The sequence below is a fragment of the Porphyromonas levii DSM 23370 genome, assembly GCF_000379925.1.
Classification (GTDB): Bacteria; Bacteroidota; Bacteroidia; order Bacteroidales; family Porphyromonadaceae; genus Porphyromonas_A; species Porphyromonas_A levii.
The window spans coordinates 1-14000 of sequence record NZ_KB904205.1 but is presented as its reverse complement, the minus strand read 5'-3'; the positions used below and the strand labels follow the sequence as shown (position 1 = coordinate 14000).

Below are 14000 nucleotides of genomic sequence, written 5' to 3'. Positions count from 1 at the left end.
TTACTTAAATAGGTCGGTCATATCCTCTGTTACTTCTTGAAAACTATTGGTAGCGTCCTTGAAGAAGTCAAAGACCGTCTTGGTTCTGTCTTTCTCCCCTCCATGGAGCACCCTCAGCGATGCGGGGATGACCTCTATCACCAAGTGATCGTTCTTGCTTTTGGGCTCACCATCGATGTGGTAATTGACGGGGCTATCCACCTTTATCTCTATCTTTTTCCCGCGGAAGAAGGAGGTGTAATCACTCTTAGCTAGCTCCTTGGAGAAGAGCTGGAGGACTATTTTTGCTGCTTCGCCTGTGGGGAAGTCCTTGAGAATGGTCACGTCGAGCTCGCCATCCTCCATGCTTGCTTTGGGTGCAATGAATGCGTTATTGCCGTACTGCGAGGCATTGGCGACCGCAATCACTAGTGCCTTAGCAGTGACTTCGTAGTCGTCGACAAATAGATGGTACTGGCGTGGCTTGTAACTGAAGTACTCCGAGATCACTTCACGCACATAGGTGGCGACACCTCGGATATCACTCTTGGCGAATTTCTTGGATACCTTGCCATCGAAACCTATGCCACAGGTGACGAAAAAGGGCTCATCATTGGCTCTACACGTATCTATCGTAGCCACTTCATGCCTGAGGAGCGTATCCACAGCCTTCATGGCATCCATCGGAATCATAAGCTCTCTGGCTAGCCCATTGCCGCTGCCATTGGGGATAATGCCCATGATTTTATCCGAATGCACTAGTGCATGGGCAACTTCATTCACTGTACCATCTCCCCCTACTGCCACTATTACATCGTAATCGGAGTGCAGAGCAGACTGTGCAATCTCGTAGCCGTGACCCTCTCTTTCGGTCACATGTAAGGTCACCACATGACCTTCGGCGGCAATCTTGGCGACAACTTTGCCCAGCAATGGCATGCTATCGCTCTTCGGTCCAGATACCGGATTGGCAATAAGTAGATACTTCATGGGACTATTAGTGGGAATAATGAGTCTGTAGGAGTAAGGTGGTAGGCACTTTATCTACAATATCGGGGTGTTTGCTCTTGAGGGTTATCCACAGTGGGTAAGGCATAATCAGGAGGTCATGGTCGGCAAAACTGTAATCTCCCTTCGCCATATCGGGATAGAAATAATGGTGTATTTCGGCATGGGAGTCGGCAAGGAGCTGCCCAGAGAGCAGTGTGAAGCCGCTCTTATGCTTATCGGATAGCACCGAAATGCTCCGTGCTGGCTCGGTCAACCCTCTGTCTATTACCACGCCTACAGCGCAGTTGGTGATACTAACGAAGTCGTTAGTCTTGTCTTTGAAAAGGTTGTGGACGTTGAATAGCTCTGTTGCCGACGCCAAAGTCCGACCAAAACGATTGACAAACCGTTCGCGCTTTGCCCGTATATCCTTATCCTCTGGATTAGTGGAGAGCTCCAGACTAGCACCTACGAGGAGTAGGTCGGTCTGCGTAACCTTCGTTGCTTTCACAATAGACTGAATGGGGTTATCGGTCACCTCATAATACTCTTCGACGTCGTACCCTTGGTTGTCGGCGTGCGACTGAATGGGTGCGAAGCTCTGAGCACGATAATGCTCTGCGTCTCCCCAACTGGTATCGCTACCAATGGTAAGGTGAAGCCCCACGAGGTTTATCTTCTGTTGGAGCTTGGGGAAGAAGCTCTCCACGATTCTCATCATGGTAATGCCCGTACGACTACGTCCAAAGGAGAAGAGAATGTGGAAGCCATCCTTCACCGCTTTCACTATCTTTGCCGGCCAAAGCTTATTCACTAGGTGGAGAATAGGCGTGGTCATAAAGGTGGTAACCAAGGTCATAATAACAAGTATCGCGTACATCACAGGAGAAAGGATTTCCAATTGCAAGCCCATGGATAGGATAACAAGCTCCATTAGTCCTCGTGTGTTCATCAAGACGCCCATGTATAGGCTGTCTCGCCTCGTTTCTCCCACTACACGACACGCACCGTATGTGCCACCTACCTTGCCAAGTATTGCCACAAGGGTGATGGCCAAGGTCACCCACCAATGAGCAGGTGTATTGAGTAGCCCTATCTGTGTGGAGAGACCACTAGAGACGAAGAACAAGGGAAGGAAGACGGCAAGGGAGACATCCTCAACCTTCTCGGTGAGCATGTGACGGAAGTTCAGATTGGTAGGCATCACCACTCCAGCTATAAACGCTCCGAAGAGGGCATGCAACCCAAGTATCTCGGTGACATAAGAGGAGATGAGTAGGACAACAAATGCAAGTGCCACGATACCTTTGCCCGCAACTTCTTTGGTATTGTAGGCGCTACCTATCACGGCAAATGCAGGGCGTACGATGAGGAACATCAACAGCATATACACCGCAGCGAAGAGCACTGTGAAGAGAGCGCTAAGTGGTGACCCCGCCTGAGCGATAGCCATTATCACCGCAAGCAAGCACCAAGCAGTAATGTCGCCATTGGCAGCACTCGCCATTGAGAGGACGCCAATGGGGTCTTTCATCTTGCCTTGTTCCTGAATAATCCTAGCGAGTACGGGAAAAGCGGTAACGCTAAGTGATATGCCTACGAAGAGAGCGAAGGTGAGGAGCGAACTTTTCTCCCCTCCATACGTATCATATAAGATAATGGACGCCATCACTCCTAGTATAAAAGGTGCCACGATGCCCGAATGTGCGATGACGAAACTCTTGCGAAGCTGCTTCCGTATCTCGTCGAGATCAAGCTCCATCCCTATGACAAACATAAAGAAGATAAGACCGAACTGACTCAGTAGGGAGATATTGTGCAGGCTCGCACTAGGGAAAAGGAACTGAAATCCCTCTGGCCATAGCCAGCCCATCACAGAAGGACCAAGGACAATTCCCGCTAATATCTCTCCGATAACGGAGGGTTGACCTAGCTTAGTGAAGAGCCAAGCTACTATTCTCGCAAAGATAAGGATGACTATTACTTGGAGTAATAGCAACCCAAACGGAGAAATTATATGCCCCTTGAACAAGTCTAGAAAGATCCCAAACGCTTCTCCGAGCGTACCATTTCCTCCTGTAGGCACCGCACTCGGGTCGGGAACTAGGGTAAGGAGGATAACCGCAACGACACCCACTATGAGCATAAGACCATAGTATATCAAGTCTCGGTTATTGCGCCACTTACTCATTATAATTACCTGAATTTGATTTTATCAATTATGTCTTTATAGGAAGGGAGTAACTCTAGAGACCTTCGCATCACTAGTTCGCGCGCACTCCTAAGGTCATTGGTAGCGCTCATCTCCTCTACCGATATGGGAGCGCCTACATATACATCTATATTAGTCCCCCTCTTGTTCGTGATCTCACGAGGCAGCAAGATAGAAGCTGGGAAGTAACCATATTTCTTAGCAAACCAATAGTAGCCACGAGAATTGTTCCCTTCAAACATTATAGGGAACATTGGCACGCCCGCCGACTTCATTATCTTCACGTTGTTCATCTGCCAAAGCTGTTCTACTGGACGTCCCAAGACATCATCAATATGAGGCACACCACCAGCAGGAAACATCCCCACGGGGTGATGCTCCTGTATCTGATGAGCTACCATACGTACTCCAGTAATATTCTTAGATGGGTCATGCACGTAATTCTTTTTATTTACTCTCGGCTGAACAGGTATCCAATAGTCCTTGAATGCAGTGATTCGATTAAGAAAACCATTGACCAATACTTTGAAATCATCACGGATATTGCCAATGATATCTATCAGTATGATGCCATCGAGTCCACCATAAGGATGATTTGAAATGGTAAAGAAACCACCAATATCCTTCATTAGCTCCAAGTTCTCTTCCCCATGGAGTGTGTAAGTAACATCAATACGAGCGTCCGCCAAAATCGCTTTGGTAACTTCTGTCCCATGAAGATGACAATATCTATCGTGAATCCTATTGAGATCCTTGACCTTCAATAGGCTCAGGAGCCCTTCACCCAGTAGTCTTCCAAAGGGCTTCTTAAATAGAGGGTGAAGGATATCTCCTAAATCATCTACTGTTACCAAGAAGTTGTCAGGATTTACTTGTCTCTTTTCACTCATGATTTAGCCACTCAAGATAAATCTTACACAAGGTCTCGTGCTGGGCACGAGAGACTAATAGTACAATATTCAGGAACAATATCTCATACACAAAGTAAAACCAAGGAAGCCCCACAAGAGCAGAGACGAAGAGCGCAAGTGTGCGACCATTGAAAGTCATTAGGTTGATGAGCTTCTGTATCAGCATACTCCCTTGTCTAAACCCTCGAGATTCCTCGTCCGTGAATGGACTGACCACCAATCGACTAGCCAGCCTCTGAAGTCTTGGACTGAGCTTAGCCTGCATTAGCGTGTAGTAAGAGTAGATGCGACTCAGGAGCTTAGAGAAACCTGCTGGCATCGCATCGACCTTCGCTTTCACCGTTTCATAGCTCTCAAACTCCTTGCCATTCCGACCACCAATCACCCAAAGGTGAAACGTCTTATAGAGATCAGTAAGTGCTGCTTGTGTCAAATGGCTCAACATTGATAGCCCAGCCACGACAAAGAACAGCCACTCCCCTGTCGTATCATACATACGTAGCGAAATGGCAATGTACAATGTGATAAACCATAAGTCACCAGCCATACCATCTAGGATGCGCCCTATCTTAGACTTGATGCCCGTAAGGCGAGCCAATTGCCCGTCTACACAATCAAGGATATTCGCTGCCACAAGCCCAGCAATGCCCAGAAGGGTCATCCCTATCGACTCGTAATAAAACAGCCAAGCGCCCATCATCCCCACCACAATACTAATTACCGTAATGGTATTAGGCGTAATGCCCGACCTTCTCAAAGACCATGCTATCCTAAAACCGACAGGACGGTAGAACACCCTGTCTATATAATTCTCTGTCTCCAAGGACTTCAGCGAGCTTAAGTACGCTTCACTCCTTTCTAGTCTATCTTTATTCATGAGTTCTCTCTTACTTATATGAATAACCGCCCGACAATGTGAGGATATCACCATTGAAGTAAGCGTTATCCAGTACGTAGGCAAATAGCGAGCCGACCTCTGCTGGTGTGGCGAAGCGGTGCAGCGCTACCTTCGCCTCAATATTTGCACGAATCTCTGCCGGTTTGGTCTTCTGCCATTCGGTATCTACAAACCCAGGGGCAATTCCCACCACTCTATGCCCATAAGGCTCTAGGTGCTTCACGAGATTAGTTACCAGTGCATGCACTGCACTCTTACTCACACCATATCCAAGCGACACCGAATGGGGTTGAATCGCCATCATCGAACCAGTGAAGAGGAACACCCCACCCTCTACCATCTTTAGGGCTAACCTCTTGGTCATCTCCACAGGGAAGTGAACATTGGCTTGAAATAGACGACGCCACTCCTCCATATCTAGCTCCTCTAGCGGAGACCTATTGGTCACATTGGCATTGAAGCACACCACGGTGGGCACGAAGTCGAGCTGCTCAAGGGCATCTTCTAGCGCCTCGCCCTCTTGTGCATCAGTCACATCCAGCTGACATAGGTGAAACGTCACATCATCATAGGTAGCCCCTAGCTGCTCCAGCACCTCCAATGCTCGCTCAGCATCGCTATTGTAGGTAAGAAAGATCTCCTCTACATCACCGCGCTTAGCCATTGCCTCGACAGCTGCTAGTCCGATACCCTTCGAACCACCAGTCACCAATACCTTATGTCCCATACGTACTACTTATTCTCCTTATCGCAGTTGTCATCAATCATCATACCAGGGCTAGGCTTCTCCCGCCTACGCTCGTGTAGATGCGCATTGTATGACTCCGCTGCAGCCTCCTTGATATTGCTACTAGTAACACCCACACCGTATGGGAAGTAAAATACCTGTACGCCCATCTTCTTGAGATAGTCGTACTTACCATACCAGTCATCCCCTACCACAAAGGCATCGATATTCAGTTTCTTTACCGTCTCCGTATGATCCAAAGTATGCTGAGGTATCACTAGGTCTGGGGTCTTCAATGCCTCAATAATCTGCATCCTCTGCTCAAATGGGATGATTGGTGCTGCCTTATAACTCTTCACCAATTCATCTGTACTCACCCCCACAATTAGAATATCAGCCAACGCTCTGGCGTAATTAATCATTCGAAGATGGTTGTAATGAAACATATCAAATGTTCCAGAAGTGTAGACTATAACTTTATCATTAAACATAACACTAGCATTAAATTAATCGATTATAACTCATCATCACTCTTGGAGAGATCCAGACGCACATTGTCTTTTCCTCTCTCTACATACTGCTTCTGCAGTGGATGGGCAGTAGTCTCTCGATAACGCACCCTATTTCTGTGAATATCTATCGCTCGGTAGATTGCGTTTCTAAACGACACTTCCTTTGCTATTCCTTTACCAGAGATATCAAAAGCCGTACCATGATCTGGCGAAGTACGAATGATAGGAAGCCCACATGTAATATTGACACCCTCATCCATAGCGAGCAACTTAAACGGAAGTAGACCTTGATCGTGATACATAGAGAGTACTACATCGAACTGTCTATAATTACCGCTACCCCAGAACCCATCTGCTGCAAATGGACCGAAGACATGGTAGCCCGATGTCCAAGCCTCACTTACGGCTGGTGCTATTACATCTACCTCCTCATGACCTAATAGTCCATTTTCTCCTGCATGAGGATTGAGCCCCAATACCGCTATCCTTGGCTTCTCCACTCCGAAGTCCTGCTGCATAGTATGCTCCACGGCAGAAATGGCACTCAACACCCTCTCTTTGGTAACATATTGTGGCACCTCTCTTAGAGGCATGTGTATTGTCATCAATGCTACTTTAACCTCATCAGCAGCGAAGAGCATCATAGGTTCAGCACTCCCCCTAAATGGCTCTGCGAAGAAGTCGGTATGCCCCACAAAAGGGAATCCCTGCTGTCCCATTACCTCCTTATTAATAGGAGCCGTTACCACAGCATCGATAGTGCCCCTCAACAAGTCCTCCCGAGCAGCCACCAATGCACGCTCTGCCAGCTTGCCTGCCAAAGCGCTCTGCGCACCATGCGATACGTTCACCTCTCCCCCATCGGTATTCACTTCCACGATATTGAGCTCACCCTCCACCGCATCAGCAGCACTCTTCACGATATTGTTACGGAGCGTAACATTAATCCCCAGCCCTTTCTTGTAATAGCTCAGCGCTTGGCTCGAGCAATACAATACTGGGGTAAAAAGCTCGACACAGCGATCATCCACAAGTGTCTTGAGGATCACCTCATATCCTATACCATTAAAATCACCGTGGGTGATTCCAATTTTTATCTTACTCATTCCTTATTACTTCCAATACAAAAGGCAATCATCAATATCTATTATTGCCCTGCCTTCCATCTATTCTCTAATTATTCCGTTACCGGACGCAAGGTGTACAGCTGAGACTCAGCATACACCATCAGACTTTTCTTCTTTCCCCCAGGGTTAAATATAGACATCTCTGCCACAACCACACGTCCATTTGCTACATCTGGCACCGCGTGCAGTACAAATGGACCACCCATCATATCGCCAACCATAGCCCAAAGACCACGAAGTTCTACACGCTGAGTACCATTGTATTCAAACTTCTTTACCTTCGGAGGGATTCTCTTCTCCGTCGTCATATAGGAGTCCTCATATTGTCCCTTCACATTCCGCTGCAATACACTATCACGCATCGCAATAATATGGCTTGGTTCGAGGCTCCCCACAGTCTCCAATGGATAAGTATAAATCATCAAGTCGGTACGACCCTTCTGCCCTTGGTCTGAAGCCCACACAAAGTCATCAGCCGTATTGGTAAACTTCAAAAGATTAGTAGCGTTGATAGTCCAACCTCCGATAGAATCCTGTATCAACTTCGCTAAGGCGCTTGAATAAGTAGTTTCAAAACTCATACTCATTCGCTTCATCTCTTCGCTATGGATTATGTCTGTAAGATATCCCCCCCTCTGCCTGAGCAATTTATAGAAGTCCTCTACGCTTCCTGCCTTCGCATGGATAATCAATTGCCCACTCGCATACTGATCATGTGCAAGACCCACAGAAGGTCGAGTATACATTTCAGGATCTATAGAGATATAGAGCACATTACGCATCGTTTTGAACATCTGAGTAAAGTTTTTCTCAGTTGTCGTCATGACAGTCACCATAGGCTCTGCCTGTGGTAATATAGGCATTGGTCTGCCGAAAGTTGCCTTGATGCTATCCCTCAGTGCCGGGGTATCATATTCCAATGGCACCACAGCCACCATCTCCATTGGTGTACCACTTGCACCAAATAGTCCTCCACTAGTTGATTGCTTTTGCTTGCCACAACTGCTTAGAAATAGGCTACCAAATAGCAATACTGCCACCACATAAAAATAACTATGCCCCTTATGATCCATCATCACGCATCCATTAATATTACACAATACGGGCAACGCCCCTTCACTCCCACAAATGTACCAAAAAAAGGTAGAAGAGCGCACGAGGGCACTAGACCATTCTCCCAGATACGATTCATCCTGAAATAGTAGACTACAACTACTATCTCAGGATGAAATCATCAATCGATATTTGCACAATAGAGCAAACAAACGATATCTCTTATTATTACAAATTACTCATCAAGTACTATAATACGATCGGCGAAGTAGCCTGGCTTTAGCTTAGCGGCCTCGGTCACTTTCTTGCTATCATACTCGAACTTGTAGAACTTAGTCTGCTCTTTATCACTGATACCGAGTAGAGCATAGTCCTTCTCCACCACGATAAGTTGGGTATAGTTACCACCTTGGCTAAATGGAATACCTTCAATACGGTACTGCTCTTTAGTCTCCAAATCCACTACAGCCCAGAAGAAACGGATAGGCTCTTTCCACCCCTTAGGAGCTTTAGTATATTCGGGATTCTCCAGATATACAATTAACTTGCTGCCCTTCATGTGGTGCATTGTGATGATCTTACTATGCTCCATGATATCAATCTTAAAGTTAGGATCTGCCTTATACTCCCCTGCCTTGATACGCAAGATATGACCATGCTGATGGCTTGAAGAAGTTGCCCCCTTATTGGTCGTGTTACAAAGCATATAATAGTCCCCCTTGGCATCAAAGAAACCATGGTCTTGCCTTAGAGAACCAAAAGAGACGAATCCAGGACGGTGTGCCCTAGTCTCCTTCTCTACATGCTTAACTGCCATTGTTGCGAGGTCAATAGTAGCGGTAAAGAAATATCCATGGCTATCTGGCTTCTTTTCCGACTTATCCTTGTTCCTATCCTCAAGCCTATAGTTGTACAATAGCACATTGTCTGCCCTTCTGAGTGCCATCAAACCACATGAGGAGTACATATCCTTTTCGCCAAGCTCTTCAGGGAATTTCAAAGTACCTTTCGCTATGACCTCCATCTTTTCGGCATCCACCTTCACCCAGTTCACAGATAGCTTATCCTCAGGCGCGCCCACCATGATCAATGTCTTATCATCCAGCCACGCATGTGCAAATCGTCTATCGCTCAGTTCATTAAGTGGGAACTGCTTAACAATCGCAACATTCCTGTGAGAGATCTTGTACTTCCCAAAGTTATAATCCCTATTCAGGCTATAATAGTAACCTTTATGATAGATTACAAAAGGCGTAATCTTCGATTCTGCAGTCTCAGCTCCTTTATTACGAATGTCATACTCCCCCTCTAGGAGGGTTGGCATCTTTTTCACTACGTGAGGGTCTTGTTTTGGGGTTGAAGAAGTACCCTCCCCTATAGCTAGCCACAAGTCGTACTTAGCTGGGAGAGCATCCTCGAAGTCATCTGGTGCTTCCTTTTTGCCACAGCTAGTAGTCATGGCAACCATCAATATTGCCACGAAAGAAATTAAAAACTTACACTTCATAAAATGTATACTCAATTAGTTTATAAATGTTGTGAGCTTAACAAATATCGAACGACCAGGCTTTTGCAGTTTGTAGTTGTCGTAATTAATCTCATCAAAGAGGTTATTACAATTGACAGAAATAGTTTGCCTACGGTTATTAAATGCCCAAGTCGCACCTACGTTAGTCGTCGTCTGAGTGGGTATCAGTGCTTTAGACTCCTTAGCCCCAAAGGCGGCCCAAGTAAGATAGAACCAATGCACATATCCAAATGAGGCATTCAACCTCAACTGGCTACGCTGTACTCCAAAAGGATGCTCCAAAGAAACACCCATACTCGCATTGGCATAGAAGAATGGCTTATTAGGGATACGGTTGTTATAGGTAATATCGAGTCGACCATCCGAAAGCCTCTCACTCCTATTACGTTCATCCGTATACGTTGCATTGACACCGAAGTCCAAGAGGTGCTTATACCGGTACTGCACATCTACCTCACCTCCCAGCACCCGAGCAGCGCCGACATTCTCATAAGTACTTATATCATCACTCGTAATCTTACGTCGTATGTAATTGGTCACATCGCGCATAAATAACGCTGCCTCATAACTCATTTGGTGCGCCTCACTTATCTGAATATTGCCATAGAGTGCGACATTCAGGTTGTGTGCCTGCTCTGGCTTTAGCTTGAAATTAGGGTAAATACTTGCGCCATTGCCCAGAAATTCGCGCGCAGTAGGAAGCCTTGTAGCACGCTCATAGGAAGCCTTTAGAGCCACCTCCTTTGCGAAGGTCACCCTAGTGCCCAGACCAAAACCTATTTGGTTACGCGTGAGATTAGGTTCCACATCCTTTGCCCCAGTAATCCAAGACATATCCTTTTGTTCCATCCTGGCTCGGAATATGTAGTCCTTTAGGAACAAAGTAGAATTGATCCTATCACCCCAAAAGTATCGACTGTACGAAAGCCCCAAAATATGGCGTGCGAGGAAGTCATTGGTCGGCACAAAGGTCTTATCGTAGTCATCGCTTCGCTTATTTTGATTGGCCGTTAGCGTATAATTAAAGTTGAGTGAACTAATTGGCGTCAGATGATATGCCAAATTAGCTCTTAGGATAGTAGTGGGGCGCTTAGTATGCCTGAGTATCTTATTGCCCCGCCCCATCACTTCGTTTCTATACACCTCTTCGTACGAGCCATCCCAACGGTACTGCCTAAACGTAGTATCAGCATACAAGACATGCTCCCAAGTATGAGAGGCAAAGAGCTTAGCGGTAAGCCCTTTTACCAACCAGTCCTTCTTACTATAGTTTAGGGAGAGACGAAGAGCATCCCTATGCCTCTCGGCGGCACCAATCACCCTTTGTTGGCTAAAACCAGTCTGTATCTCACTACGGCTCTTAGCATAGTAGACTCCTACGAGAGCTTCATCCGCCCATTTTGTCTGCGTAAATCCTACCTGTAGTTCTCCATTTATAGAGCGATAGCCATCGTGGAAGCGACGATAGTCTCCTTTCTGAAACTCATTTTTATCAGCATTCCAGACCTCCACACCTTTCATCATATAATCATTACGGGAGCTTGTATAGCTAGCGTCTCCTCGGACAGTAAAGCCATTATCGTTGTGCCTATACGAGCCATTGATATCGGCACCATAGGTATGAAACGAACCTCCATTGACAGAGACATCCAAGAAGTTTTTGCTTTCCTTACGGGTAACAATATTCACAGCACCACCTAGCGCATCAAGCCCCAGTTCTGGAGGGACAACCCCCTTGTACACCTCTACTCTATCCACAATATTAATAGGCAGATTGGCAATATTCGCCCCGCTCCCTAGAGACGTAAGAGGTACACCATCAATAAAGTACCGTATCGCATTACCCCCTAACCCACCTAGCGAGAGATCGAAGCTCGAGCCAATACCGCCATCTTCCCTGATACGCACACCACTCGTGTACGACATGAGCTGATTAAGACTACTATTGGACGCCACATATGGGCGGATACTCAAACTCTTAGCTGCATACACCCCCTCCTGCATCTGCTGAGTGTGGTCTGGGCCTACCACGAGCACCTCGCCGAGGAGCTTATAATCTTCCTTGAGGCTAAACGTAATATTGGTATCCTTATCCAACTGCACCTTCTGAACCTCTGTCTTATAGCCAAGTAGAGCAATCTCAAGCGTATATCTGCCTGGGGTTAACTGCATACTGAATGCGCCCTTGGCATCCGTTGCACACACTTTCCCTCTGCCCTCGATAGAGACAATAGCATAAGGGAGTGGTTGGTGTCTTTTATCATCTACCACCCTACCGCTTAGCACAAAAGACTGTGCCAAAGCTCCAATAGAGTAGATGAGACTAAGGGCTAACGATAATGCCAGTCTATTACTCATCGGCATGGAGTTTTTCGCCTGTAACCTCATAGACCTTCTTCTTCTCTCCAATCAACACTCGTCGATGATTGGAGTAGAAGTCAATCTTATCATTAATAACCTTCAGTATCTGTGGCAATTCTCCTAAGCCCTGAATAGTTGCTTCCACTTCGTAACCCTCCTTCGTTAATAGCTCCTGCCACTCTCCAGCAATATCCTCCTTTGCATGCTCTCCGGCTACAATCATAAGAGGTCTGAGCAGTACTTTTTTGAGCCCTGAAGCCTTAAGCCTCTGTAATGCTTGTTCGAAATGAGGATACCCCTCTACACATCCTATCATAATATTAGTATATCCTCCAATTTGAAGCATGTGATCGAGCATCGCATACTGTGCTGTAGCGACATCATAAGTACCATGACCTACCCATATCGTAGCCACATCTGGTTGCGCACCCTCTGTCATTACCTTTAGCATCTCGGAGTAGTCCGACTCATGATAGAGCAGCGGGGTTGCTACCCTTAGCCTTTTGAAGAGACCTTCTACCTGTTCTGCCTCTTGCCTTACCGATACCATCTCTACGCCATTAGTCAGCGAAGTAGAGATGATAAGTACATGGGTATAACCATCCTCATGTAGTTTATTGAGCGCCTGAGAAGGATTCAGCTTAATAATACCCTTGTGGTCGGCAAGTCTTTTAATAATAATCCTAGAGGTATAAGCCTCACGGACCTCAAGGTTGGAGTGCTGTAGTTTCACAGCTGCATTGATGGCATCTAGGGTAAGCGCCCTAGTATCATCGTGTGTCGTACCAAAGTGCACCATCAGTATGGCACCCTTGTCTCCTTGTTCGAGGTTTTCAAATAGGGGGTCACGCTCAAAGACTTTGTTCTGAGCATAGAGATCTTGATTACATAGCATAGCCACAACGACACAAACTGCCGTCAGTAGAAAACTTCTCATGGGTTGAAAAAAAATCCTCAAAATAATACCAGCACTCTGCTCCCCGAAGTGCAATAATACTCATTGGACATGGCAGGTCTCCTGGCTTGCTTACCTCGGACGACCTTCCCATCTTTATTCAAGACAGTGGTTGAATAGATTATCCGAAGGCATAATAATAGCTTACAGTAGCGGGCACTGCTCCAGAGTTCCACTGGATTCCCTCTTATGCACCATATAAACAAAGCGAATGCTTCTGTGCATCACCATCTCCACGAGTGCAAATGTAATAGTTTTTTTTGATGATTCTGAATTTTTCTCAATATGATTTAGTGAATGAACGATGTGTTAACACCCTAATTCGATTGTGGACACCAACTATTATCCAATCGAACAATCCTATTAACTACCATAATTGTCAACCACTTAATACAGACAGAACACACAATCGTAAGAGTGGATACACATACGACTCATAACGAAGACGTATCTCATCAAAAATAGCTCGCGCAATCACCAAAATTTATTCCTACCTAGATTCCGCAAAGTGTGCTTTAGCCCCTGATTATTAGTAGGTGGCGCTATTGATAATTAAAGCCCTGTATTCAAGGAGAATACAGGGCTTATGTCCCTAATTTTTTGTATCTTTACGTTGCAAAAAAAAGTTGCAAAAAATTATAGAGGACTTGTTATGGCAAAGGTACAATTTATTAGCACAAATCGCAAGACTGCGATAGGGGGAGCTCAATTTTTCATCTCATATTGGGAGAAAATAGGCATGTCGGG

Annotated in this window: 11 protein-coding genes and 1 riboswitch; all 11 genes read right to left on the bottom strand. The window is 46.1% G+C overall.

All coding sequences use genetic code 11. The annotated features are described in order from the left end of the window. Positions 1-969 carry a diacylglycerol/lipid kinase family protein gene (locus A3GG_RS11515; protein WP_018357450.1) on the bottom strand — a complete coding sequence of 323 codons (969 nt, stop codon included), beginning with the start codon at positions 967-969 and terminating at the stop codon, positions 1-3. Between the two features lie 7 nt (positions 970-976). Next, complete coding sequence (locus tag A3GG_RS0100835; RefSeq protein ID WP_018357449.1) at positions 977-3160, bottom strand: cation:proton antiporter; 2184 nt, start codon at positions 3158-3160, stop codon at positions 977-979. Between the two features lie 5 nt (positions 3161-3165). Beyond that, a complete protein-coding gene (locus A3GG_RS0100830) occupies positions 3166-4071 on the bottom strand; it encodes a lysophospholipid acyltransferase family protein (RefSeq protein WP_018357448.1) in 906 nt (301 codons plus the stop codon). After that, positions 4064-4969, bottom strand: a complete 906-nt coding sequence (locus tag A3GG_RS0100825) for a CDP-alcohol phosphatidyltransferase family protein (protein WP_018357447.1) — start codon at positions 4967-4969, stop codon at positions 4064-4066. Before A3GG_RS0100825 ends, A3GG_RS0100830 begins: the two co-directional genes overlap by 8 nt. Before the next feature lie 10 nt (positions 4970-4979). Next, a complete protein-coding gene (locus A3GG_RS0100820; protein ID WP_018357446.1) occupies positions 4980-5717 on the bottom strand; it encodes an SDR family NAD(P)-dependent oxidoreductase in 738 nt (245 codons plus the stop codon). A gap of 5 nt (positions 5718-5722) precedes the next feature. Next, positions 5723-6208, bottom strand: coding sequence for an FAD synthase family protein (locus tag A3GG_RS0100815; protein ID WP_018357445.1), 486 nt, complete (start codon positions 6206-6208; stop codon positions 5723-5725). A 23-nt stretch (positions 6209-6231) separates the two neighbouring features. Then, positions 6232-7335, bottom strand: a complete 1104-nt coding sequence (pdxA, locus tag A3GG_RS0100810) for a 4-hydroxythreonine-4-phosphate dehydrogenase PdxA (RefSeq protein ID WP_018357444.1) — start codon at positions 7333-7335, stop codon at positions 6232-6234. A gap of 71 nt (positions 7336-7406) precedes the next feature. Beyond that, positions 7407-8432 (bottom strand): DUF4837 family protein, encoded by a 1026-nt coding sequence (locus tag A3GG_RS12705; RefSeq protein ID WP_018357443.1) that lies wholly within the window; start codon positions 8430-8432, stop codon positions 7407-7409. 212 nt (positions 8433-8644) lie between these two features. Continuing rightward, complete coding sequence (locus A3GG_RS0100800) at positions 8645-9916, bottom strand: hypothetical protein (protein ID WP_033408058.1); 1272 nt, start codon at positions 9914-9916, stop codon at positions 8645-8647. 15 nt (positions 9917-9931) lie between these two features. Continuing rightward, entirely contained in the window at positions 9932-12295 is a 2364-nt protein-coding gene (locus A3GG_RS0100795; RefSeq protein ID WP_156808626.1) for a TonB-dependent receptor, read from the bottom strand. Further along, positions 12288-13235, bottom strand: coding sequence for a sirohydrochlorin cobaltochelatase (locus A3GG_RS0100790; protein ID WP_033408055.1), 948 nt, complete (start codon positions 13233-13235; stop codon positions 12288-12290). The genes A3GG_RS0100795 and A3GG_RS0100790 overlap by 8 nt, the downstream gene beginning before the upstream one ends. Before the next feature lie 54 nt (positions 13236-13289). Beyond that, positions 13290-13500: riboswitch (cobalamin riboswitch) on the bottom strand. Positions 13501-14000 lie beyond the last annotated feature (500 nt).